This window comes from Mesorhizobium sp. WSM4906 (assembly GCF_029674625.1).
Classification (GTDB): domain Bacteria; phylum Pseudomonadota; class Alphaproteobacteria; order Rhizobiales; family Rhizobiaceae; genus Mesorhizobium.
In genome coordinates this window covers 5479081-5502194 of record NZ_CP121355.1, presented here as the reverse complement: position 1 = coordinate 5502194, position 23114 = coordinate 5479081, and the positions used below count along the sequence as shown (strand labels likewise).

General features: G+C 63.9%; 24 protein-coding genes. 12 read left to right on the top strand and 12 right to left on the bottom strand.

The genetic code is table 11. From position 1 onward, the window contains the following. Complete coding sequence (locus QAZ22_RS26750; RefSeq protein WP_278203751.1) at nucleotides 1-465, bottom strand: NUDIX domain-containing protein; 465 nt, start codon at nucleotides 463-465, stop codon at nucleotides 1-3. Between the two features lie 248 nt (nucleotides 466-713). Here QAZ22_RS26750 and QAZ22_RS26745 point away from each other — a divergent pair, with 248 nt between their 5' ends. Beyond that, entirely contained in the window at nucleotides 714-3440 is a 2727-nt protein-coding gene (locus tag QAZ22_RS26745) for a DUF2339 domain-containing protein (RefSeq protein ID WP_278203750.1), read from the top strand. A 2-nt stretch (nucleotides 3441-3442) separates the two neighbouring features. On the opposite strand, the gene QAZ22_RS26740 is transcribed toward QAZ22_RS26745, so the two are convergent. Further along, nucleotides 3443-3871 carry a type II toxin-antitoxin system VapC family toxin gene (locus tag QAZ22_RS26740; protein WP_278203748.1) on the bottom strand — a complete coding sequence of 143 codons (429 nt, stop codon included), beginning with the start codon at nucleotides 3869-3871 and terminating at the stop codon, nucleotides 3443-3445. Further along, entirely contained in the window at nucleotides 3871-4116 is a 246-nt protein-coding gene (locus QAZ22_RS26735; RefSeq protein WP_278203746.1) for a type II toxin-antitoxin system VapB family antitoxin, read from the bottom strand. Before QAZ22_RS26735 ends, QAZ22_RS26740 begins: the two co-directional genes overlap by 1 nt. Before the next feature lie 246 nt (nucleotides 4117-4362). Here QAZ22_RS26735 and QAZ22_RS26730 point away from each other — a divergent pair, with 246 nt between their 5' ends. The 5 genes from QAZ22_RS26730 (at nucleotide 4363) to QAZ22_RS26710 (ending at nucleotide 8749) form a co-directional block, all read left to right on the top strand. Next, a complete protein-coding gene (locus QAZ22_RS26730) occupies nucleotides 4363-4881 on the top strand; it encodes an RNA polymerase sigma factor (protein ID WP_126085039.1) in 519 nt (172 codons plus the stop codon). Further along, the gene (locus tag QAZ22_RS26725) at nucleotides 4878-5672 is read left to right on the top strand and encodes an anti-sigma factor (protein ID WP_278203744.1); all 795 of its coding nucleotides are present in this window, start codon (nucleotides 4878-4880) and stop codon (nucleotides 5670-5672) included. The genes QAZ22_RS26730 and QAZ22_RS26725 overlap by 4 nt, the downstream gene beginning before the upstream one ends. A gap of 208 nt (nucleotides 5673-5880) precedes the next feature. Then, complete coding sequence (locus QAZ22_RS26720) at nucleotides 5881-6978, top strand: GNAT family N-acetyltransferase/peptidase C39 family protein (protein ID WP_278203742.1); 1098 nt, start codon at nucleotides 5881-5883, stop codon at nucleotides 6976-6978. Between the two features lie 4 nt (nucleotides 6979-6982). Further along, entirely contained in the window at nucleotides 6983-8446 is a 1464-nt protein-coding gene (locus QAZ22_RS26715; RefSeq protein WP_278203741.1) for a RimK family protein, read from the top strand. 30 nt (nucleotides 8447-8476) lie between these two features. Continuing rightward, nucleotides 8477-8749, top strand: coding sequence for a DUF3303 family protein (locus tag QAZ22_RS26710; protein ID WP_278203740.1), 273 nt, complete (start codon nucleotides 8477-8479; stop codon nucleotides 8747-8749). Nucleotides 8750-8753: 4 nt separating this feature from the next. Here the strand turns inward: QAZ22_RS26710 and QAZ22_RS26705 are convergent, their stop codons facing one another. Then, complete coding sequence (locus QAZ22_RS26705; RefSeq protein ID WP_278203738.1) at nucleotides 8754-9668, bottom strand: LysR substrate-binding domain-containing protein; 915 nt, start codon at nucleotides 9666-9668, stop codon at nucleotides 8754-8756. A 112-nt stretch (nucleotides 9669-9780) separates the two neighbouring features. Here QAZ22_RS26705 and QAZ22_RS26700 point away from each other — a divergent pair, with 112 nt between their 5' ends. Next, nucleotides 9781-10671, top strand: coding sequence for a fatty acid desaturase family protein (locus QAZ22_RS26700; protein WP_347566957.1), 891 nt, complete (start codon nucleotides 9781-9783; stop codon nucleotides 10669-10671). A 20-nt stretch (nucleotides 10672-10691) separates the two neighbouring features. On the opposite strand, the gene QAZ22_RS26695 is transcribed toward QAZ22_RS26700, so the two are convergent. The 3 genes from QAZ22_RS26695 to QAZ22_RS26685 all read right to left on the bottom strand — a co-directional run bounded on the left by QAZ22_RS26695 (nucleotide 10692) and on the right by QAZ22_RS26685 (nucleotide 14397). Next, entirely contained in the window at nucleotides 10692-12830 is a 2139-nt protein-coding gene (locus tag QAZ22_RS26695) for an EAL domain-containing protein (RefSeq protein ID WP_278203734.1), read from the bottom strand. 65 nt (nucleotides 12831-12895) lie between these two features. Beyond that, a complete protein-coding gene (locus QAZ22_RS26690) occupies nucleotides 12896-13534 on the bottom strand; it encodes an HD family hydrolase (RefSeq protein ID WP_278203733.1) in 639 nt (212 codons plus the stop codon). Further along, nucleotides 13534-14397 carry a folate-binding protein YgfZ gene (locus QAZ22_RS26685; protein WP_278203731.1) on the bottom strand — a complete coding sequence of 288 codons (864 nt, stop codon included), beginning with the start codon at nucleotides 14395-14397 and terminating at the stop codon, nucleotides 13534-13536. The genes QAZ22_RS26690 and QAZ22_RS26685 overlap by 1 nt, the downstream gene beginning before the upstream one ends. A gap of 77 nt (nucleotides 14398-14474) precedes the next feature. On the opposite strand from QAZ22_RS26685, the gene QAZ22_RS26680 reads away from it, so the two are divergent. Together QAZ22_RS26680 and QAZ22_RS26675 are read left to right on the top strand one after the other, a co-directional pair. Further along, complete coding sequence (locus QAZ22_RS26680; protein ID WP_278203729.1) at nucleotides 14475-15806, top strand: dihydroorotase; 1332 nt, start codon at nucleotides 14475-14477, stop codon at nucleotides 15804-15806. A gap of 47 nt (nucleotides 15807-15853) precedes the next feature. Then, nucleotides 15854-16078: a hypothetical protein gene (locus QAZ22_RS26675; protein WP_278203727.1), complete on the top strand. Its 225-nt coding sequence runs from the start codon at nucleotides 15854-15856 to the stop codon at nucleotides 16076-16078. Between the two features lie 225 nt (nucleotides 16079-16303). On the opposite strand, the gene QAZ22_RS26670 is transcribed toward QAZ22_RS26675, so the two are convergent. Next, nucleotides 16304-17056: a hypothetical protein gene (locus QAZ22_RS26670; protein WP_278207951.1), complete on the bottom strand. Its 753-nt coding sequence runs from the start codon at nucleotides 17054-17056 to the stop codon at nucleotides 16304-16306. A gap of 449 nt (nucleotides 17057-17505) precedes the next feature. Here QAZ22_RS26670 and QAZ22_RS26665 point away from each other — a divergent pair. Continuing rightward, nucleotides 17506-18266 (top strand): IS5 family transposase gene (locus QAZ22_RS26665; RefSeq protein ID WP_278203726.1). Its coding sequence is split into 2 segments (ribosomal slippage): nucleotides 17506-17833 and nucleotides 17833-18266, totalling 762 coding nucleotides; the frame shifts between segments, so codons are not numbered across the junction. 120 nt (nucleotides 18267-18386) lie between these two features. On the opposite strand, the gene QAZ22_RS26660 is transcribed toward QAZ22_RS26665, so the two are convergent. The 3 genes from QAZ22_RS26660 to QAZ22_RS26650 form a co-directional block, all read right to left on the bottom strand. Then, the gene (locus QAZ22_RS26660) at nucleotides 18387-18644 is read right to left on the bottom strand and encodes a hypothetical protein (RefSeq protein WP_278077934.1); all 258 of its coding nucleotides are present in this window, start codon (nucleotides 18642-18644) and stop codon (nucleotides 18387-18389) included. Nucleotides 18645-19001: 357 nt separating this feature from the next. Continuing rightward, on the bottom strand, nucleotides 19002-19379 hold the full coding sequence (locus tag QAZ22_RS26655; protein WP_278203725.1) for a TIGR02301 family protein: 378 nt from the start codon (nucleotides 19377-19379) through the stop codon (nucleotides 19002-19004). A 71-nt stretch (nucleotides 19380-19450) separates the two neighbouring features. Then, entirely contained in the window at nucleotides 19451-19876 is a 426-nt protein-coding gene (locus tag QAZ22_RS26650) for an NUDIX domain-containing protein (RefSeq protein ID WP_278203724.1), read from the bottom strand. Between the two features lie 119 nt (nucleotides 19877-19995). Between QAZ22_RS26650 and QAZ22_RS26645 the strand changes: the two genes are divergently transcribed. Continuing rightward, nucleotides 19996-20757, top strand: a complete 762-nt coding sequence (locus tag QAZ22_RS26645) for an SOS response-associated peptidase (protein WP_278203722.1) — start codon at nucleotides 19996-19998, stop codon at nucleotides 20755-20757. Nucleotides 20758-20881: 124 nt separating this feature from the next. On the opposite strand, the gene QAZ22_RS26640 is transcribed toward QAZ22_RS26645, so the two are convergent. Beyond that, nucleotides 20882-21037 (bottom strand): hypothetical protein, encoded by a 156-nt coding sequence (locus QAZ22_RS26640; protein WP_278077924.1) that lies wholly within the window; start codon nucleotides 21035-21037, stop codon nucleotides 20882-20884. Nucleotides 21038-21480: 443 nt separating this feature from the next. Here QAZ22_RS26640 and cysS point away from each other — a divergent pair, with 443 nt between their 5' ends. After that, nucleotides 21481-22932: a cysteine--tRNA ligase gene (gene cysS, locus QAZ22_RS26635; RefSeq protein WP_278203720.1), complete on the top strand. Its 1452-nt coding sequence runs from the start codon at nucleotides 21481-21483 to the stop codon at nucleotides 22930-22932. Nucleotides 22933-23114: the final 182 nt, after the last annotated feature.

Genomic DNA, 23114 nt, shown 5'->3' with positions numbered 1-23114 from the left:
CTAGTCGGTGCCCCGCCGCCTCAGAAAATCGTCCAGCATGGGGCGCTGGCCTTTCAGGATTTTGATCCCGGCTTCGGGAAGCGAAAACCAGCCGGCTTTGTCCACCTCGGGGAATTCCTTCATGGCGCCCGACCTCGGAGGCCATTCCATGGTGAACGTGTTGCTCCTGACGGCATCCACGTCGATGTCCGCTTCCACGCTCCAGGCGATCACGATCTTGCCGCCCGGCTGCTTGTAGCTGCCGACGGGCCGGAAGTCGCCGTCGATGGCGACGCCGAGCTCCTCCTCGGCCTCGCGCCGGGCCGCGTCCAGCTCGTCCTCCTTGTCGTCGATGAGCCCTTTCGGGATCGACCACGCGCCTTCGTCCTTCCTTGCCCAGAACGGTCCGCCGGGATGAACCAGCAGGAACTCCAGTACTCCGGCGGTTCGCCGGTAGATCAGCAGGCCCGCGCTTCGCTGCGGCATCGGTCACCCTCTAGGCAATTTCAGCGAACGTCAGAGAATAGCATGAGTATTTTGCGGTCAGCGGCAGGTAATTTCTGGCCCGAGTCTCAGCCGTTTAGACCTATCGCCTTTGGACAAAGCGTCAAGTTGCTGGCAATCGAAGCCGAAACATGCTCGATCTTGTGAGGCCGGCAAGGCGCAGATCTCGGCAGCCGTCTCATTGCCGTATTTGTCGGCCACGACTGGTCCGGTTTTGAGGGGAAACCGCCATGTTTTTCAGCCTGATCGCCATTGCCGCCGTCATCGCTCTATTCGTCATCATTTCACGCCAGCAGACCCGCATCGGGCTGATCGAGCGCGAGCTTGGCGCGCTGCGCAGCTTGGTGCTTTCGGGTATCCCGCAGCCCGCGCCCAAGATTGGCGAGGCGACGGAAGGCACGTCGGACGAAGCTCCCGCCGCGGCAGCAGCGACGACCGCGCGGCCGGCAAGTGAACCCGCCCCGCAAGCCGCCGCCGCAACGCCCGACGAACCCAAGGCCGAAGCGCCGGCCCAAGCCGGCGAGGCGAGTGCGCCCGAACCCACCGGACCGGCACAACCTGCCACGCCGGCCGAATTGCCTGCGCCTGCAATGGCCGCGCGCGATGTCGAGACGGCGCTCGGCACACGCTGGGCGGTCTGGGTCGGCGGCATCGCGCTGGCGCTGGGTGGCCTCTTCCTGATCCGCTACACCATCGAGGCCGGCATTTTCGGCCCCGGCGTGCGCCTCACCATGGCCGGCATCCTCGGCCTGGTGCTGATCTCCGGCGCCGAGTTCATCCGCCGCACCGGCTTCAGGGTGCCGGTGCAGGGCGCCGCCGGCGCTTACATACCGGCGATCCTGACGGCGGCCGGTGCCTTCATCCTGTTCGGCACTGTCTATGCCGCGCATGGCATCTATGGCTTCATCGGCCCGGCGCTGGCCTTCACTTTGCTCGGCGCGATCGGCGTCGCCACCATCGCCGTTTCGCTGGTCCACGGCCTGGCGCTGGCTGGCATCGGCCTCGTCGGCGCCATGGTCACGCCGGCACTGGTCGCCTCGCAGGCGCCCAATCCATGGGCGCTGTTCGGCTACCTGGCTGTCGTGCTCGCCGCCACGGCGGCCATAGCCCGCATTCGCGACTGGAAGGCGCTTGTCGCGGCGGCGTTCATGGGCACCGGCGTCTGGACCATTCTCTACATGACCGACGCGCCGGAGGTGAACCTTGCCGCGGTGCTGTTCATCAGCCTGGCGACGCTCGCCGTGCTCGTCTTCGTCTGGCTCGGTCGGCGTGATGAAGCGGAGCCCGGCTTCGACTGGCCGTCGGTCGCGCCCGGCTTTTTCGTGGCGCTGACCGCGCTCGGGCTGTCGGTCGATCCGGTCTTCGCCAAGGCGGGTGACGCCCTGCATGGCGCGGTCCTGCTCGCAGCGCTTGTGGCGGTGGCGCTCTACCGGCCGCGCGCCTTGCCACTGGTCTTCGCCGCCGGCCTGGCGACGGTGCTGATCTATCTCGGCATCATCCCGCCCGCCGCCATCGGCGCCGATGCGCTGGATGTCGGCCTGGGCGCCGAACCGCTGGCGACATCCGACGCGCTGACCTTCCGCCTCGGCATCGCGCTCGCCCTGGTCTTCATCGGGGCGGGCTTCTGGGCCGCGCGCCGTTTTGCCGCCGCGGCACCCATCCGCGCCGCGTCTTGGGCGGCATGGGGCGTGATTGCGCCGCTGGTCGTGCTCGCCGCGCTATGGCTGACCTTCGGCGATATCGACCGCGACCTCGGCTACGCGCTGCCGGCGCTGCTTATGGTGTTGGTCTTTGCCGCCGGCGGCGAGTGGATCGCGCGCGCCGAGGAGCCGCCGCTCGGCGGCGGCCCGGCCGTCTCCTTCGCGCTCGCCGGCGCCGGCGTTGCCGGCCTTTTGATGCTGCACATGGCGTTCGGCTCCGGCTGGACGACGGTGCTGCTTGGCGCCGCCGCAATCATTCCGGCGCTGGCGACGCGCTGGCGCTCCTATCCGGTGCTGGGCTGGATCGCCGTCGGCGCGGCGGTCGCCGTGCTCGGCCGCGTCGCCTTCGACCCGACCATCGTCGGCGCGGCGGCGCTGTCGAGGACGCCTGTCTTCAACTGGTTGCTGCCGGGCTATGGCGTGCCGGCGCTCGCCTTCGGCTTCGCCGCCTGGCAGCTGGTGCGCACCACCAACGGCCGGCCGCGCCTCGCCATGGAGGCGGCCTCGGCGCTGTTCGCGCTGCTTGCCATTGCCATGCTGGTTCGCCATGCCATGCATGGCGGCGTCATCGATACCGGCCCTGTGACCCTTGCCGAGCAGGCGATCTACACGCTGATCGCGCTCGGCGCCGGCGCGATCCTCGTCGCCATCGACCTGCGCTCGCCGAGCTCGGTGCTGCGCTATGGCTCGATGGCCGCCGGTGTGGTCTCGGCGGGCTTGATCATCATCCAGCATTTCGCGGTGCTGAACCCGCTGGCGACGGATGAATCGACCGGCACCGTTTTGTTCTTCAACCTGTTGTTCCTCGCCTACCTGCTGCCGGCGATCGCCGCAGGAGCACTCGCCCTTTATGTCCGCGACAAGCGCCCGAGATGGTATGCGGCGATGCTGGCGCTGCTCGCCTCGCTGCTTGCCTTCGCCTATGCGACGCTGTCGGTGCGGCGCCTGTTCAAGGGCGAGTTCATCGGCCTGTGGAGCGGCCTCGGACAGCTCGAGACCTACACCTATTCGGCGCTCTGGCTGGTCATCGGCGTGGTGCTGCTCACCGCCGGCGTCTGGCTGAGGTCGCAGGTGCTGCGCATCGCCTCGGCCGTGCTCATCGCGGTCGCGGTGCTGAAAGTCTTCCTCTTCGACATGTCGGAGCTGGAAGGCGTGCTGCGCGCGCTGTCCTTCATCGGCTTGGGCGCCGTGCTGATCGGCATCGGGCTGTTTTATCAGCGGCTTTTGACAAGGGCGGCGAGGTCCGAAACCAGATAAGGTCAGGCCAGATCGGTCTGCGCGAAGTCATTGCCCTTGTACAGCAGAGATACGCGGTAGGCTTTGGCGCATGCGTAACTGAAGCAGTCGCCGAAATTCAGTTTGGCGGGATGGCCGACATATCGACCGTACTCGCGAGCGGCCTTGACAGCGAGTTCTCGAATCTTCGTGTCCAGCGGAATCTCGACGGCCTTGAGTTCGGCCAGGAAGCCTAAGACGATCGTTTGACATTCTTCGATCAGGGCCGGCGGTGTCGGTATCTGGTCGCCGTTTTCTGCTACGGATTTCCTGCGAGCTATCCCAACGATCGCCTCGAATGAGGAACTCGGCGAGAAATAGAGTTTCTCGGCAGCTTCCACTCTCTTGAGAAGACGGTGGGCATCTGCTTCTTCCGAAATGATCGCGATGATGGCGGAAGCATCGAGAAACATCAGATGTCACCCCATCCTTCGTCCATGAATTTCTTCATGTCGAAGTCCGGGTTGTCTGGACCGAGCGCCCTCACTGCGTCCTGATACTTTTTGATGCGCTCGCTTAGTGGGAGGACCGCGTGCGCCCGTTCGAGCTCACGCTTGAGCGCGATTCGTACTGCTTCCGTCTTCGTGGGCGCTTTGATCGCGGACTGCAACTGACGAGCCAACGCGTCGACCTCGTCATCGCGGATGTACAAAGACATAGCAAACTCCCACCGGCGTATATTCCGATACGAATATTCAAGATATTCAAGGATGAATATACGGCGGCCAAAGCCGGTTTTCAACCTTGGCTTGGGCTCCAGCCCAAGGCGGGAATAAATCCGCATTCGCCGGCGTTATCAAGGTGCTTGGGTACCGGAGCGGGTGGTCCGCTTCGCGCTGGCTGCTTGCGCCGCGCCGGAAAGGCGCGTTCAATCGAATGGAAAACGACCTCGAAACAAGCGGTCATGGACGACAAGAAGGCAGCGATCCTGAGCGAGATACCGCGTTTGCGTCGCTACGCACGCTCGCTGCTGCGCGACCGCGATTCCGCCGACGACCTCGTGCAGGACTGCCTGGAGCGCGCGCTTGTGCGGCTCGACAACTGGCAGACTGGAGAAAGCCCCAGGAGGTGGCTGTTTACGATCATGCATCACTTGTTCATCGACCAGATGCGCAAGGTTAACCGGCGAGGTGAGGCGGCGATGCTGCCGCTGGAAGCCGGCGAAGCCCAATCTGCGCCCGCCGATCAGGTCGAGACGGTCGCCTCGCGCGAGATCATGGATGCGTTGCAGGCGATCAGCCCCGATCGCCGCGCGGCACTGGTCATGGTCGCCATCGAAGGCTTTTCCTACGCCGAGGCCGCCAACATTCTGGGCGTGCCGGCCGGCACGCTGATGTCGCGCATCGCGCGCGGCCGCGAGGAACTGCGCGGTCTGCTCGACGACTCCTCACGCCGCCGCTCGATAAGGATTGTCGAGCGATGACCCGGCGCGATTTCTCCGAACGCGATATCCACATGGCCCTCGACGGCGAGCTGCCGGGCGAGGAGCGCATGGCTTACGACGCCTGGCTCGAAGCCAATCCCGAGATGAAGGCGAAGAGCGCCCGCTACATCGCCGACCGCGCAGCGCTCCGCGCCGCCCTGGCCGGCGTGATGGACGAGCCGGTGCCGGCAAGGCTCAAGGCAGCGGTGCTCGGCGAAGCGCCGGCGAGGGCGCCTGTCTGGCGTTCGCGCTGGTGGCTTTCCGCGGCGGCAGCCGCCGTGCTTATGGTCGGCGGGCTCGGCGGCTATGTCGCCGGCATCGGCGGCATCGGCCGAAGCGGCGAGAGCGACGACCAGCTCGCCGAGCAGGCGATAGCCGCCCATGTCATCTACGCCGCCGAGAACCGTCATGCGGTCGAGGTGCCGGCAAGCGACAAGGACCATCTGCAAACCTGGCTGTCCAACCGGGTCGGGCTGAAGGTGGTCGCGCCCGATCTGGTGGCCGAAGGTTTCGAGCTCGTCGGCGGCCGGCTGCTGCCTTCCGGCGAGCACGGCAAGGCCGCGATGCTGCTTTACGAGGACGCCAAGGGCGAGCGCATCTCGCTCTTCGTCACCGCCGAATCGTCCGCGACCGCCAAGGGCACCTATGCGGCCGAGGCGGACGGGCCTGAGGCGGTCTACTGGCTCGACAAAGGCTATGGTTGCGCCGTCGTTGGCTCGCTGCCGCGCGAGCGCCTGTCGGACGTCGCCAAGAGCGCCTATGGCCAGCTTCTCGCCGGTATTTCGAGCTGAAAACCGGCTGCGTTTTTCGCAGCCGGCAGCCCGTCCAAACAGTGATCTTGTTCAAACAGTTTGCGCTTCCTTGCCGCCGCGCAACCTGTCACAATTCGGCCCAAATCAAGGAGCGATAGCGCTTGATGAGTACCGGCGCTTCGGCCGGGATGTTGCTTGTTGACCGGGGCCATTTCCTTAAACCCAATCGAGGTTCTCCCAAGCCCGCATGCCTGCCGAGATCCGCAAGGCCCGCGCGTCAGACGTCGATGACCTCGCCGCCATCGAGAAGGCTGTTTTCTCAAGCGATCGCTTGTCGCGTCGCTCCTTTCGCCAATTGATTGAGCGCGACACCGCCGAGATGCTAGTGGCGCAAAACGATGGCCATGTCGCCGGCTACGCGGTGGTGCTGTTTCGCAAGGGTAGCGGCGTGGCCCGGCTCTATTCCATCGCCGTCGGTCCGTTCTTCGGCAGCCTCGGCATCGGCCGTCAGCTGCTGGCCGCGGCCGAAGAGGCGGCTTACGAGCACGATCGTATGATGCTGCGGCTCGAGGTGCGCGAGGACAATCAGCGTGCTATCCACATTTACGAGCAGGCAGGCTACCGCAGGATAGGCCGCGAGCCCGACTACTACGAGGATGGCGCCACCGCGCTGCGTTACGAAAAGACGCTGCGTGGCGATGTCCCGACCGCTACCGGGGTGCCGTTCTATCAGCAGACCTGCGAATTCACCTGCGGCCCGTGCTGCCTGATGATGGCGATGGCGAATTTTGACCGCGACTTCGTGCCCGACCCCGTCATGGAAATCCGCCTGTGGCGCGAGGCGACCACGGTTTTCATGATGTCGGGGCCGGGCGGCTGCGAGCCTTTCGGCCTGGCGGTTGCAGGCTATGAAAGCGGGCTTGCCGCCGAGATATTCGTGTCCTTCCACGGCGCGCTTTTCCTGCAGTCGGTGCGCAGCGAGGACAAGCGCCGGGTGATGGAACTCGCCCAGGTCGACTTTCGCCGTCGCGCGGAACTCTACGGCATCCCCGTGAATTACCGTTCGTTCGGCATCGACGACATCCGCTCGGCCCTTGCCGACGGCAAGCTGATGCTGGTGCTGATCAGCGGCTTCCTGATGTTCGGCAAGAAGGTGCCGCATTGGGTGCTCGCCATCGGCGACGACGGCGACCACATCCTGATCCATGATCCTTGGGTCGAGGACGAAAGGCAGGAAACGATCCTCGACGCCGCCAACATCCCCGTGCCCTATGGCATCTTCATGAACATGGCTCAGTTCGGCCGCGACGGCTTGCGCGCCGCCATCACTCTGGGAAAACGCTGAAACAATGACCTGGGTCATCCTTACAGGCAGGCAGAACGATCTCGACCAGGTGGCGACTCCGCACAAGATCATCACCAACCGCGACTATCTCGCCCATCCGGCGCTGTTTCGCGGCCAGCGGCCGAAGGTGATCAACCTGTCGAACAACTACGGCTATCAGAGCCGCGGCTACTATGCCTCGCTGCTTGCAGGCTCGCGCGGCCACAAGGTGATCCCGACCGTCGAGACCATGATCGATTTGTCGGAGCGCAAGCTCTACGAGCACGCGCTGCCCGAGCTCGAGCTTGCGCTGAACAAATGCCGCAAGGATCTCGGCGGAACCTTTCCCTCGAAGGTCGCCGTCTTCTTCGGCATCGGACCGTCGAAGGTGTGGGACCGGTTCACCAAGCTGTTGTTCGATTGGTTCCGCGCGCCGGCGCTGGAGGTCCACATCAAGGACAGCGCCGAATGGGCTTCGATCCGCAAGATCGGCTTCCTGCCGCTCGCCCGCATGACCGACGAGGAGGAGGCCTTCTTCCTGCAGTGCCTGGAGACCTACACCAACCGCGAGTGGCGCGATACCAAGGGCCGCACGCCGGCGCGCTACACCTTCGCGACGCTGGTCGATCCGCATGAGGAACTGCCGCCGTCGGAGATTTCGTCGTTGCGCTACTGGGCGCGGATCGCCGAGAAGATGGGCGTCGAGGTCGAGCCTATCACCAGGAAGGACCTGGCCAAGCTCGCCAACTATGACGCGCTGTTCATCCGCGAGACGACGTCCATCTCCAACCACACCTACCGCTTCGCGCGCCGCGCCCAGCAGGAAGGCATGCCGGTGATCGACGATCCGCTGTCGATGATCCGCTGCACCAACAAGGTCTATCTCAACGAATTAATGACCTACAACAAGGTGCCGGTGCCGCCGACGGTGATGATTGCCGGCACCTCCGATCTGGAGCTTGCTGCCCAGACCTTGGGCTTCCCGCTGGTGCTGAAGATCCCGGATTCGTCCTTCTCGCGCGGCGTCAAGAAATGCGAGAATTTGGCCGAGCTCACCAAGCTTGCGACAGAATGGCTGGAGGATTCCGACCTTCTCATCGCGCAGAAATTCATCCCGACCGAATATGACTGGCGCGTCGGCGTGCTCGGCGGCCAGCCGCTGTTTGCCGTGCATTATCTGATGGCGAAGAAGCACTGGCAGATCGTCAACCACAAGGCCAACGGCAAGCCTGACCAGGGCGGGATAAAAACCTTCACGCTGAAGCAGACGCCGCCGCATGTCGTCGAGACGGCGGTCAAGGCGGCAAAATGCATCGGCGACGGGCTCTACGGCGTCGACCTCAAGGAAACCAAGGACGGCGTCTTCGTCATCGAGGTCAACGACAATCCCAATCTCGACCACGGCTGGGAGGATTCCGGCGAGAAGGACGAGCTCTGGATACGGCTGACGCAGTGGTTCCTCGAGCGCCTGGAGAGGCCGGACAAGTAGCGGCCGGATCGTTCAACCTGAGGGAAAAGAATGCTGTTCTTCGTGATCGAGGATTTTAGCGGTTGCGACCGCAAGGACATCTACCGCCGCTTCCGCGACAAAGGCCGGCTGAAGCCCGACGAGCTTACCGTGCACCACAGCTGGATCGCCGGCGATATGAGCCGCTGCTTTCTGCTGGTGGAAGCCGATGACGTCACGCTGCTGCAGCGCTGGGTCGTCGAATGGGCCGACCTTGTGGAGTTCGAGATCGTTCCGGTCGCGACCAGCAAGGACATGGTCGCGGCACTGGCCGGTCATCTTTGACCAGCTAGGCGACCAGCGCCGGCGACGTGACCGCGCGCCGGCATTCCTCGATCAGCCATTCGCGGAATGCCGCCACCACGTCGCGCCTTGCGCTGCGTTCGGGGATCGTCAGGCAGTAGGGCTGGCGCAGGTCCAGTGCTCGCGCCACGGGTCGGACCAGCCGGCCGTCTTCCAGCGCCTGGGCACAGTAGATCCCTTGTGCCAGCGCGACACCCAGCCCTGAAATAGCCAGGTCGAGTGCTGCCCGCGACGAATTGGCGGAAAGGCCGCGCTGCGCCGCCCGGCCTGCTCCCACGCCCGCCGCCTCGAACCAGTTGCGCCAGGACGGAAAGGCGGCGCCGGTCGGTCCCCAGTCGGTATGGATCAAGGGCAGGCCGGCGAGGCTTTCCGGCTTGATTGCGCCGGCAAGGCCTGGCGCACAGACGGGATAGACGGCGTCCTGGACGATCTCCTCGGTCGCGTGCTCGCGATAGTGCGGACCGTAGGAAAGCCGGATGTCGATCAGCTCGTGATCGAACGGCACCGGATCGTCGTCGCCTCTCAGTGAAATGTCCGCGGCGCCGTGGCTGGCGACGAAGCCGGCGAGACGCTCGGAAAGCCAGCCCATCGCCATCGAAGGCGGCACCGAGATGACGAGCCTCGGCCGGAACGCATCGCCGCCGACATCGCGCGCGACGCTGCCGATTTCCTGGAAGGCCATGGTGAGCCTGGGCAGCATCTCGACGCCGGCCTCGGTGAGCACGACGCGGCGGTTGGCGCGGTGGAACAGCTTGCGGCCCATCTGCTCCTCGACGGTGCGAATGAGCTGGCTGACGGCTGCCGCCGAAACCGACAGCTCTTCCGCCGCCGCGGCGAAGCTGCCCGTGCGTGCCGCCGCCTCGAAGGCCTGAAGTCCGCGCAGGGAAGGAAGTGCGACCATGACGACCAAATAGATAAGTTTAACTTATCTATTTTGCAGAATTCCTCGTTTTTCGAAAGGTTTCTTTCTGCAGTACGGTAGCCTCATGAACGCCATCGACCGCACCGAAACCATCGACCACCGCGACCTCATCGCCTCGCTGACCAATGAGGAGCGCGGGCGGCTGACCGGCAAGTCGGACTGGCCGGGCCTCGTCCAGTTCGCCATCCATCTCGGCGCCATCGTCGTCCTCGGCGCGCTGATCGCGACCAAGGTGCCGTTCTGGCCGGTTCTGATGCTGCCGCAGGGCATCCTGATCGTGTTCCTGTTCACGCTGCTGCACGAGACCGTGCACAGGACGGCGTTCGAGACGCAATGGCTGAACGATGCCGTCGCACGGCTCTGCAGCCTGGCGATCGCGCTGCCCGCCGACTGGTTCCGCTACTTCCATTTCGCGCATCACCGCTTCACCCAGGATCCCGAGAACGATCCGGAATTGGCTTTCCCGAAGCCGGAAACCTTGCGGCAATACATCGTCCATGTCTCGGGCCTGCCGGTGTGGTGGGGGCATTTCAAGACGCTCTACGCCAATGCCAGCGGCCGCTGCCGCGACAGCTATGTGCCGCCAAAGGGCTTGCCGAAAGTGCAGGCCGAGGCGCGGGCGATGATCGCCTTGTACGTCGTGGTTCTGGTGCTTGCCGTCTGGTTCAAGGCAAGCGTGCTGCTTTATGTCTGGATCGTGCCGGCACTGCTTGGGCAGCCCTTCCTCAGGCTCTATCTGCTGGCCGAGCATGGCCGCTGCCCCTTCGTCGCCAACATGCTGGAAAACACCAGGACGACACTAACCAACTGGTTCGTCCGCAAGCTCGCCTGGAACATGCCCTACCATGCCGAGCATCACGCCTATCCCGGCGTGCCGTTCCACCAGTTGCCGGCGTTCCACCGGCTGATCGAGCGGCATCTCAAGATCGTCGAGCCCGGCTATGTGAGCTTCCACGAGAAGTACATCGAGACGCTGCGCTGACGGGCCGAAACATCTGGCTGTCAGCCGGATTGGCGCAGTTTTTCCCGTGAGCGCAGCAGCCGGCTCATCTCGGGGGCCTTGGCCGGCATGCCGATCAGAAAACCTTGCGCCTCGCCGCAGCCGGCTTTGCGCAGCATGTCGAGCTGCGCCTCGGTCTCGACGCCTTCGGCGGTGACGGTGATGCCGAGTTCTATCCCAAGCCCGATCACCGTCCGCACGATCGCCGCCGTGTCGCGCTTGTCGAGGTCGTGGATGAAGGAGCGGTCGATCTTGATCTTGTCGACCGGGAAGCGCCGCAGATAACCGAGCGAGGAATAGCCGGTGCCGAAATCGTCGAGCGCGATGCGGACGCCGAGTTCCCGCAGCTGCCCGAGCGTCCTCAGCACGGTATCGCTCTCGTCCATCATCACCGTTTCGGTGATTTCGAGTTCCAGCCGGTTGGCCGGCATGCCGGAGAAAGCGAGCGCCGAGATCACGCTGCGGGCGAAACCGCCGCTCTTGATCTGAGCCGCCGAGACATTGACTGCCATGCGCACGTCCCGCGGCCAGCCCGCCGCCGCGCTGCAGGCCTTGCGCAGCGCCCAATCGCCGAGCTGCACGATCAACCCGGTCTCCTCGGCAGCCGCGATGAACTCTTGCGGCGGCACCAGCCCGCGCGACGGCGAGCGCCAGCGCATCAGCGCTTCGGCGCCGACGATGTCGCCGGACGCGATGTCCAGGATCGGCTGGTAGTCGAGCTCGAATTCGCGCCTCGGGAGTGCGGCTTCGAGATCGGCTTCAAGTGCACGTCGTTCACGCACCATGGCGTCCATGCCGGGCTCGAAGAAACGATAGATGTTGCGGCCCTCGCTCTTGCCGCGGTAGAGCGCCAAGTCGGCGTTGGTGAGCAGCGTGTCGGCATCCTCCCCATCGCCGGGATAGAGCGCGATGCCGAGGCTGACGCCGACATGCATCTCGCGGCCCTTGTCGCGATAGGGCTTGCCGATCACCTCTACGATGCGTTTGGCAAGCTTTTCGGCATCGGCCGCGCCTCTGACGTCGGATTGGATGACGGCGAATTCGTCGCCGCCGAAACGCGCCGCCACGTCCTTCTCGCTGCGCAGGCAGCGCCGCAGGCGCTCGGCCACGCATTTCAGCAGCCAGTCGCCTGCCGGATGGCCGAAGGTGTCGTTGACCGCCTTGAAGCGGTCGAGATCGAGCGAGAGGATCGCCAGCGGCGCGACTTTGGGCTCGCTCAGCGCCTGGTCGAGCCGCTCGCGGAACATCGAGCGGTTGGGCAGGTTGGTCAGCGTGTCGTGGTGCGCAAGATGCGTCATGCGCTCTTCGGTGCGGTGCTGTTCGGTGACATCGTCGAAGGTAACCACCCAGCCGCCGTTCGTCGGCTGGCGGACAACCAGAAACGTCCTGCCGTCGGCAAGATAGCGATAAGTCGACTGCATCTTCCCCGCCCGCAGGCAGGCTTCGGTCTTGGCGACTTCGCTGTCGACGTCGATCTTGGTGTAGATGCCGAGCTCCAGCAATCGTTCGAGCGCGTCGCGATGCGTCGTTCCAAACGGGAAATCGGCCGCGGTGACCTTATAGAGCTCCAGAAAACGCTGATTGCGCACGATCATCTTGCCGTCGGCGTCATACATCAGCAGGCCTTGCGACATGTTGCCGAGCGCGGCGTCGAAGCGGCGGTGCTGCTCCTTCAGCTCCTCTTCGGCGCGCCGTTGCTCGGTGACGTCCTCGTAGATCGACACCCAGCCGCCGGAAGCCAGCGGCCGGTGCGAGATGACGATGATGCGCCCATCCGCCAGAGTCTCCTCATAGGTCGAGGGCTTCGCGCCGTCGATATAGGGCTTGCGGACGGCGTAGAGTTCCTCGGCGCTTTGCGAGGCGATGCCGATATCGACGCTATGCTGCAGGATGTCGAAGAAGCGGATGCCGGGCTTCATCACCTTGGCATCGAGACGGAAGAGGTCGATGTAGTTGCGGTTGCAGATGATCATCCGCTCTTCGGCATCGAACATGCACAAGCCGTGCGACATGTTCTCGACGGCGGCCGAAAAACGCTCGTTCTGGGCGCGAAGTTCTTCCGCTATCCGTCGAGCCGGGCCAATACGGATTGCTTTCCGCTTGCCTGCGGCCGAACCAGCCTTGACATGGGCGACGGGCATGAGCGCGCCTGCTGACCGTGACTGAACACATTACTGTCGTGGTCGCCGGTTAATTTAGCGTTCTTTTACTTGACGGAATTCACAGCAAGAAAAGCCTGGCGATGAGCTTCTAGCGCCGCGAAACGCTCCAGAAATGCCGTTTGCGCCCAGGTCACCGAGCGTGGCGTGAAGTCGAAGCGGTCGGCGGAAAAGCCGCGCGGCCGGCCGAAATATTCGGTCGCCTCCGCCGTCGAGAAGCCTGCAAGTAGCGTCGCCTCGTAATAGGCGGCGATCTGGTCGGCGCGCTTGATGTCCTTGAGCAGGTCCGGGCTGAGCTCCGCCGGCAGCGAAAAGCGCAGATGGATGGCGCGCTGCAGCCTCAGTTCGCAGTCCTTGTAGGAGCCGCCCATCACCGACTTGAACGGCGAGATCATGTCGCCGATGACATATTCCGGCGCGTCGTGCAGCAGCGCCGCCAGCCGCGCCTCGGCCGAGGCAGCAGCGGAAAGCTCACCGAAGAGCGCTTCGACCACGAGCGAATGCTGGGCGACCGAGAAGGCGTGCTCGCCGCTGGTCTGGCCGTTCCAGCGGGCGACGCGGGCGAGCCCATGCGCGATATCGCCAATCTCGATGTCGAGCGGTGAAGGGTCGAGCAGGTCGAGCCGCCGGCCGGAGAGCATGCGTTGCCAGGCGCGTGGCGGCGCGCCTGCCCTGTCGGCTGCCATCAGGCCTCCTCCGCGCTGGCTGCGTCCTGCGGGAAGGAGAACTTCGCCCAGGCCGGGATGGCGAGCATGATTGCTGTCTCGCCGGCCATGATCGCGTCGCAGGCATCAAGCGCCGCCTTGACGCGGTCGATGCGGGCGATGGCGAGGCCGCGTCCGCCGCTTACCGAACCCAGGGTGCCGACGGGCCGGCCATTGACGGTCACCTCGGTGCCGGTCGGGGGCAGCGTGCCGGCGGCAGCGGCGATCAGCACGCGGCGTCGCGCGGTGCCGCGATGCTGCATGCGCGAGACCACTTCCTGTCCGACATAGCAGCCCTTCTTGAAGCCGATGCCGCCGGTCTCGTCGAGCAGCACGTCATGTGGGAAGGCATCGCCGAGCTGGTAATCGGACCCGCTTTCGGCGATGCCGTTGCCTATGCGCAGCGCCTGCCAGGCGCCGGCATCGCCGCCGTTCTGCGCCGCGTCGCCATAGGCGCGCTTGACCGCCACGTCGCGAAAGCGAGTGTCGGCAAGCGCCGTTGAATCAGAAAATGAGACGGTTGAATCATCGCCCCACGCAACCGTGACAACCACCTGATCCTGCTTGGCAATCTCGGCCTTGGCCCTTAGCCGGTAAAGCGTCAGCCGGCGCATGAAATCGTCGGCGATGTCCGACCGGCAGTCCAGCCGGAAGCCGTTGTCGCCAGCACGCGATATCAGGAAATCGAACAGGATCTTGCCCTGCGGGGTCAGCAGCGCGCCTGGCTTCGCTTCGCCGGCCCCGAGCGCGTCGAGATCGGTGGTCAGGATGTTCTGCAAAAAATGCTCGGCATCCGGGCCTGACACGGAAATGAGCGAGCGGTCTTTCAGCAGGGCAAAGGGCATGAGCGGCCTGATCTTGCAAAATTGTTGGCCATTACGTAAGCCGGCCGCACTCCTCCGGCAAGAGATTGGACCTGCCCATGGCAACCACCTTCGACCTCATCCTGACAGGCGGCACGGTGGTCAACCATGACGGCGAAGGTCTGCGCGACGTCGGCGTGAGGGCAGGGCGCATTGCCGCTATCGGCGATTTAGGCCAGGCCTCCGCCGGCGAGTCGATCGACTGCCGCGGCCTGCACATCCTGCCCGGCGTCGTCGATAGCCAGGTGCATTTCCGCGAGCCGGGGCTGGAGCACAAGGAGGACCTGGAGACGGGCTCGCGCGCGGCGGTGCTCGGAGGGGTGACCGCCGTTTTCGAGATGCCCAACACCAATCCGCTCACCACCAGCGAAGCGGCCCTCGCCGACAAGGTGCGGCGCGCCACCGGCCGCATGCATTGCGACTTCGCTTTCTGGGTCGGCGGCACGCGCGACAATGCCGGCGATGTCGGCGAACTGGAGCGGCTGCCGGGCGCGGCAGGCATCAAGGTGTTCATGGGCTCGTCCACCGGCGACCTGCTGGTCGAGGACGACGAAGGCGTGGCTTCCATCCTGCGCAACACGCGGCGGCGAGCTGCTTTCCACTCGGAGGACGAGTTCCGCCTGCGCGAGCGGCTTGGGCTCCGTGTCGAGGGCGATCCCTCGTCCCATCCCGTGTGGCGCGACGAGATCGCGGCGTTGCGTTGTACTGAGCGCCTGGTGCGCATTGCGAGACAGGCACGCGCACGCATCCACGTGCTCCACATTTCGACGGCCGAGGAGATCCTCTTCCTCGAGCAGCATAAGGATGTCGCCACTTGCGAGGCGACGCCGCATCATCTGACGCTCTCGGCGGACGATTATGCGCGGCTCGGCACGCTGATCCAGATGAACCCGCCGGTGCGGGCCGCGCGTCACCGCGACGGCGTCTGGCACGGCATTTCGCAAGGCATTGTCGATGTGCTCGGCTCCGACCATGCGCCACATACACTGGCCGAGAAGGCAAAGCCCTATCCGGCCTCGCCGTCGGGCATGACCGGTGTGCAGACGCTGGTGCCGATCATGCTCGACCATGTGAACGCCGGCCGGCTCACTCTGCAGCGCTTAGTCGACCTCTCCAGCCACGGCCCGCAGCGCATCTTCGGCATGGCGAGAAAGGGCCGCATCGCCGCCGGCTACGATGCCGATTTCACCGTCGTCGATCTCAAGCGGCGCGAGACCATCACCAACGCCCAGGCAGGCTCCAGGGCCGGCTGGACGCCCTATGACGGCAGGGAGGTCACCGGCTGGCCGATCGGCACCATCGTGCGTGGCAACCGGGTGATGTGGGAAGGCGAGATCGTCATGCCCGGCCAAGGCAAGGCGGTGGAATTTTCCGAGGCATTGGCGACCTAGGGCCTGCGTTGGATTTCTTAAGCGCTCTGCACTATGTTGAGCGCGTCATGACCGCAAATATTGCGCCGATCGTTCCCGCAGAGTTCCCGCAGCTCCAGGCACTCGTCTGGAGTCGCGATAGCGCGCGCCCGATCCCGGCGGAAGAAGCATTTGCGCTGTACGAGCGCAATTGGCGTTTTGTCGACCAAAAGCGCCTTACGGCGCGTGAGAAGCTGCTTATAAGGAAACTGGCTGACGAATTCGGCCACGGCATAGTTCTGATGAAAGCATAGATCATTCGTGGCGTTTCTTCGCGCCCCCTCTGTCCTGCCGGACATCTCCCCCACAAGGGGGGAGATTGGCAGCGTCAGCGCCTCGCGCATTTCTGCAACGAAGGCTGAAGACTGGCGAAAGCCGGTGTGACATCTGATCTCCCCCCAAGTGGGGGAGATGTCCGGCAGGACAGAGGGGGGCGCTGTCCCGCCGACCTTGCGCACTTCAACGAGACAACGGCTCGCTCAATCCCCGGCGACGAAGAACAGCCACTGGCCGGTCGGCGTGATGCCGACGCGGTAGAAGATATAGGCTCCGAACTGCTTCATGTCGTCATAATCGCTTGCGGTGACGAGCTTGAACAGCTCGACGCGCTGCCTGGGGTCGAGCTTGTCGAGCGGCAGCGCGAAGAAATACGGCCAGACATAGAGCTCCTGCGGGGTGCCGGTGTCGACATGGACATAGCCGGCGCTGAGTACCTCTTCCAAAATGGCGAGGATCTCCTGACCGTCGCTGTCGCCGGACAGGCCCTTGAGGAAGGTGATCGGGTCGCCCTCGATGTCGCCAAGCGACAGCTGCGTCATGGAATCGCCCGAGCCGATCAGCGGCCGAAGTTTCTCGATGTCACCGGTCTTGCAGGCCTCTATGAGCAGACCGTGCATACGCTTGACCGGTTCGGGAAGCTTGTCGAGGTCGTAGACGACCGCTGGCGGCGGCGCGTCCGGATCGGTGCGTGGGCTGGTGACGCCGCCGCTGCCGGATGGCGTCTCAGGTTCGCTCTTGTTCGTGTCGTCGGCCGGCTGATTGTTGTCGGACGGTTTGCTGCCGAGTGGGTCCGGCATCGGCACGGTTGTCCCCGGCGCGACCGTGTCGTCATTGGCGGGTGGCATGACCGGCGAGGGCAGATCCTGGCGCTGGATCTCGCTCAGCGCATAGGAAGGCGTGCTGGCGAGGCATAAGCCCAGCGGCAGCGCCAGGCCGGACGCAGCGACCCACATGCCCACCGTCCAGGCGCGCGACCGGCCTGCCAACGAAAATCTCACCCCTTGCCTCTCCATGGTTCCCAGGCTCGCAAGAGCAATTCCAGGAAGTGCGCGACGCTTTCCGTCGGAATTGCGTGAACCAATGGCTAGAGCAATTCGGCGATTCTACCAACCCGCTGAATTGCCCTCATGCATGTCGCGCAAAAGTGTGCAGCGGTTTTGCGAAAACGACATGCATAAAAATATAGATCTAAAGCGCGTAGCCTGGGTCCGTCCCAGCGCGACGCGCTTTAATGCCGGACAGCGCCTTGCGCTGTTAAGCACTGGCGCATGATGCCCAAGTGGCGCGTCGCCGTCAAAAGCTGCTATCGAAAAGCGGGGCTAGGCTGTAGTGACAATTTAACGGCTTGGGATTCCCATCGCGAGGCAAATCAGATTCAAGGCTGACTTTTGGAGGGTCAGCTTTGGAAGGCGAGGTTCTACGCGACGATCAGTGGGAGCAGATCAAGCCGTTTGTGCCGGGCGGCCGCAAGGGTAAGCGTGGTCCACGCAGCGATGGCCGGCGCTTCTTCGATGCGCTTTTATGGATCGCTCGCTCTGGCGCCCGCTGGCGCGATCTGCCGGAGCGATTTGGCCCGCATCAAAGGGCAAAACGCCGTTACTACCGCTGGATCGAGGCTGGCGTGTTCGACCGGCTGTTTGAAGCGATCAGCAGTGATCCAGATCTGGAATGGCTGATGATCGATGCGACCGTTATCCGCGCTCAGGCCCAAGCTGCGGGAGCCCGGCGTAAAAGGGGGGATCTGAAGCCCAGGCTCTCGGTCGCTCACGAGGCGGGTTCGGTACCAAGCTCCATGCCGTCGTAGATGCACTTGGCCTGCCGGTCCGCTTCGAGATCGGCCCTGGTCAGCAAAATGACATGGCACCGGCCTGCGGTCTCGTCGAAGGGATTGCAGCGCACCAGGTGATCGCCGACCGCGCCTATGATGCCGATCGACTGCATGATGTGATCCTCGACCAAGGCGGTGAACCAGTCATCCCGCCGCGGCGCCATCGCAAATACCAACACAGCTACGACAAGATCGCCTACAAAAACCGCTGGGGCATCGAGGCATTCTTCGCCAAGCTCAAGCAGTGGCGGCGCATCGCAACGCGCTATGACAAAATCGCTGCCAACTTCCTCGGCTTCGTCAAGCTCGCGGCCATCATGCTCTGGCTCAAATGATTAAATTGTCACTACAGCCTAGAGCAATTCCAGGAAAAGTGTGTAACGGTTTTCCGTCCGGAATTGTGTCAAGACAAAGAGATAGAGCGGTTCGCCGTTTCCGTGAAACGGTGAAACGCTCTAGTGCTTGAGCCGCTCCGGCTCGAAGGCGCCCGAGATCACCTTTTCGCGCATGCGGTCGAGCAGGGCCAGCGCGGAGACCTCGCCATTGGCGCGCAGCATTTCGCCGAAAGCGGTTTCGAGTGCGGCTTCGGCGATGATTTCAGGCTCGATGCCGGCCGACAAGCCTTCAGCCCAGGCTTCGCTGTGGCTTTCCACGGCGGTCAGTCGCTTTTCTTCCCTGACCAACGCGTCGATGTCGCTGACGCCATGTTCCATTGCGATGTCCACCTTCTTCAAGCGGCGATCCGGCGGTGGATCGGGCTTGACCTGTCAGTTCGTCGGCAGCCTTGGATAAGTCATTGTAAATACGACATTTTTACGGTCGCAATCTACATTTCGAGCAAGGCTGCGTTCAATCTGTGCCGAGCTTAGCCGATTAGGCCGGCTTGCGGCATCAAAACCTTCAGTTTGAGTTAATTCCGCATTTGCGCACTAACGTTTCATTAACATTGTTGCACAAGCGCAACAGATGATTGCACCAAGGCGCAGTCGGACACAATAAGGCATGTCACATTGGAGTCGATTCCCCCAAAATATGTGCGAGCCGGATAATCGCAGCCTTTAGGCTGATCCTCAGTTTCCGTAGCGGGAAGCGATATCGCGCGACAGCGTCTCGCCTTCTTTCATATAGCGGGCAATGGCCTCGGTCGCCGAGGGCGTGCACTGCGTGTAGGTGCTCCTGAAGGAGCGGTAACCGCGGTTGAAGGAAGCGATGAAGCGGGCGCGCCGGTCGGGATCGGGGTTTTCCGATTCGAGCAGCTTTTCCATCTCGACCCGCCACCGGTCGCCCTTCTCGCCGCACAGATTGCGCAGGAAATGCAGCGATCCCAGCACCTCGGCGAGCCGCATCAGCCCATGTTCGAACGGCGCCTCGGCGCTGAGCGCCGGCCGCGGCGTGACGGCCATGCTGATGGCAAGGCATGCGGCGAGGAAGGGGGAAGCGCGGGTCATCAGGGCCTTGCGATGGAAGAGCAAGTCTTTGTGGCGAAACATTTTGTCGCCCGCAAGGCCATTCTGGGTGGTTACCGTTCGGCGCCTTGCTCAGGTCCGAGCAGCCCCTCGGCTACTTCAAACACCTCGTCCGCCAGCGGCATCTCCGCCATTTCCGCCAGCGTGTAGAAGGCGGCCGTCTCGGCATCGTCGCTGGCCTCGGGCTCGCCGTCGACATAGGCCGCGCCGAACACGGTCAGCCGATAGTCGACGGCATGATTCTCGGCACGGCCGTCGATATGGATGTCGCGCAGCCGGCGGTAATCCTTCGCCTCGAGCCCAGTTTCCTCCGCGAGCTCGCGCCCCGCTGCTTGCACCAGCGTCTCGCCAGCTTCCACCTTGCCGCCCGGATAGGCATAGAGCCCCTGCGAGGGCGGCCGCGCCCGCTTGACCAGCAGCACCGTCTCGCCGCGCACGACGGCGACGGAGACGGCGGGGATTATCTGGCGTGATTCCATGGAATGCCGAACGTTCCTACAGCCTGTTGTGGATCGACGGGCCGATCTCGGCTTTTAGCGGTTGCATGAGCAAGGTTCCATCGCCACCTTGGGAAAATCCCGATCGACGAGCCGAGTTCATGTGCGGACGCTTTGCCTTGACCGCCACGCCGGACCAGACCGCCGCCTTTCTCGGCCTGGCGGAACTGGAGGAGTTTCCGGCCCGCTACAACATCGCGCCGACGCAGCCCGTGCTGATGGCGCTGGCCGGTCCGCCGCGTGCGCCGGGCTCCAACCTGCCGGACCGCCAGGCGATGCTGGTGCGCTGGGGCCTGATCCCGGCCTGGGTCAAGGACACGAAGGAATTTCCCCTGCTCTTCAACGCCCGCTCGGAAGGCGTGCTGGAGAAGGTCTCGTTCAAGACCGCCATGCGCCATCGCCGCGCCCTCGTGCCGGCCTCCGGCTTCTATGAATGGCAGCAGTCGGGCGCCGCCAAGGGCCAGCCCTACTGGATCCGGCCAAAGCGCGGCGGAATGGTCGCCTTCGCCGGCCTGGTCGAGACCTATGCCGAGCCGGGCGGCTCCGAGATGGATACGGGCGCGATCCTGACGACGCGCACCAATGCCGGGATCGCCCATATCCACGACCGCATGCCGGTGGTGATCGAGGAGCGCGACTTCGCTCGCTGGCTGGATTGCCGCACGCAGGAGCCGCGCGACGTGCTCGACCTCTTGAAGCCCGCCGAACCCGATTTCTTCGAGGCAATTCCGGTTTCCGACCTCGTCAACAAGGTCGCCAACACCGGGCCGGAGATTCAGGAGCGGGGCGTCGTCGGGCGCCAGCCCGAGAAGGTCAGGCGCCAGAAGCCCGGCGCGGACGAAAACCAGATGACCCTGTTCTAAGCATGATCCCGAAAAGTGGGAACCGGTTTTCGGGCAAGATCATGCTGAACCAAGAGAGGCGCGCATTGGCGTCGCCCTCGTCACCGGCGCCTTATGGTCGAAGACCGCGCCGGTCGTGCCGTTTTCAGGCGGCGCGCGGCGACACGATCTTCTGCGCCGGCTTCTTCTTCTTGGCGGTGTGAAGAAGGGCTGCGACGATGGCTGCCGGGCCGATCGCGCGGTAATGCTTGGTGAGCGGCTGTTGCGCCGGTCGGTCCTGTTCCTGCTTGCTTCGAGGCATTTTTCTCTTCCCTGGTAACGTTTTCGTGTCTGCGTTTGATGGTCGATTCGGACCAAATCGTGACGTCTTGGCGGTCTAGCCTGAGAATGTTTCATCACTGTGCCGACATGTTTAATAAAATGTTTCGGCCCGTTTTTACCTGTGATCCGACGGCGTCTTTCCTGGCTGCAGCGACTTGACGGCAACACCGGCGGGCGCGATAAAGCCGCCCATGAAAACGTCTTTCGCCATTTGTGGCATTTGCATTATTGGCTAGCCTCGCGCTGGTCTGGACGTTTTCGCCTTATCTTCCCCTAGATTGGACAAACGCCCCGGCCAGCAGGCTGGAGCCCGATTTGCGCCTTGGCGCAAGACAGGTTTCAGCCCGAGCATGACCCCGAAAAGCGGAAGCCGGTTTTCGATAAGGTCATGCTCAAACAAAGAAACCTAAGGACCGGGACCGCATGTCTGACGCATCGAAGGGCCTCAGCCTCTACAACACGCTAACGCGGACGAAGGGACAATTCGTTCCGATCGATCCGAAAAATGTGCGCATGTATGTCTGCGGCCCGACCGTCTACGACTTTGCCCATATCGGCAACGCGCGGCCGGCGATCGTCTTCGACGTGCTGTTCCGTTTGCTGCGCCTACTCTACGGCGAAAGCCACGTCACGTATGTGCGCAACATCACGGATGTCGACGACAAGATCAACGCCAGGGCGCTGCGCGATTTCGGCACCGAGATCGCGGCCGGAAAGCTGTCGCTCAACGATGCCATCCGCAAGGTCACCGAAAAGACCGCCGATCAATACCATAAGGACGTGGCTGCGCTCGGCTGCCTTGAGCCGACCTACGAGCCGCGGGCCACCGAGTTCGTCGCGCCCCGCGCCGACGGCAAGGCTGACATGCTGTCGCTGATCGCGCAGCTGATCGAGCGCGGCCATGCCTATGTCGCCGGCGGCGAGGTGCTGTTCGACACCGCCTCGATGCCCGACTACGGCGAACTGTCGAAGCGCAATCTCGACGAGCAGCAGGCGGGCGCGCGCATCGCCGTCGACGAGCACAAGAAGAATCCTGGCGATTTCGTGCTGTGGAAGCTGTCGAGCCCGGAAGAGCCCGGCTGGGAGAGCCCTTGGGGCAGGGGCCGGCCCGGCTGGCACATCGAATGCTCGGCCATGTCGGCCGCCTATCTCGGCGAGGTCTTCGATATCCATGGCGGCGGTCTCGACCTGATCTTCCCGCACCACGAGAACGAGATCGCCCAATCGCGCTGCGCGCATGGCACCAAGGTCATGGCCAATGTGTGGATGCACAATGGCTTCCTGCAGGTCGAGGGCCAGAAGATGTCGAAGAGCCTCGGCAATTTCTACTCCATCCACGAACTGCTGGAGACAGAGACCTTCGGCGGTAGGAAATGGCCTGGCGAGGTGCTGCGGCTGGCGATGCTGATGACGCATTACCGCGAGCCGATCGACTTTTCCGTGCGCAAGCTGGAGGAAGCGGAAAACACGCTGCGCAAATGGAAGCGCGCCGCGGACCTGGCGCCGGCGGCGGCAAAGGATCTGCCGGCCGACGTCGTGGAAGCGCTGTCGGACGATCTCGCCACCTACGCTGCATTCCAGCGGCTGACGCAGCTTGCCGGCGAGGCGGTCGATTTCAGCGGCAGCGGCGAGAACGGAGCCGCCGCTTCACTGAAGGCCGCGCTTGCCTTCCTGGGTTTCGATGTCGGCGCCGCCAAGGTGGACGAGGCGGCGATCGCCAAGGCGATCGCCGCACGCCTGGAGTTCATCGCCGCCAAGAACTGGGCCGAAGCCGACCGCATCCGCGACGAACTTCTGGCGCAGGGCGTGCAACTGAAAGACGGCAAGGATCCGGTTACCGGCCAGCGCGTGACGACGTGGGAGATCAAGCGGTGAGGGTGGATGTTCCCCACGTAAAACTGGAGAGGACGGCGCGAGGCACCCCCCTCTGTCCTGCCGGACATCTCCCCCTCAAGGGGGGAGATTGGACGTCACTTCGGCTTTCGCCAATCGCCGACGTTGAACATTGGGCGCCGTCGGCGAAGCCGCCGATCTCCCCCCTAGAGGGGAGATGTCCG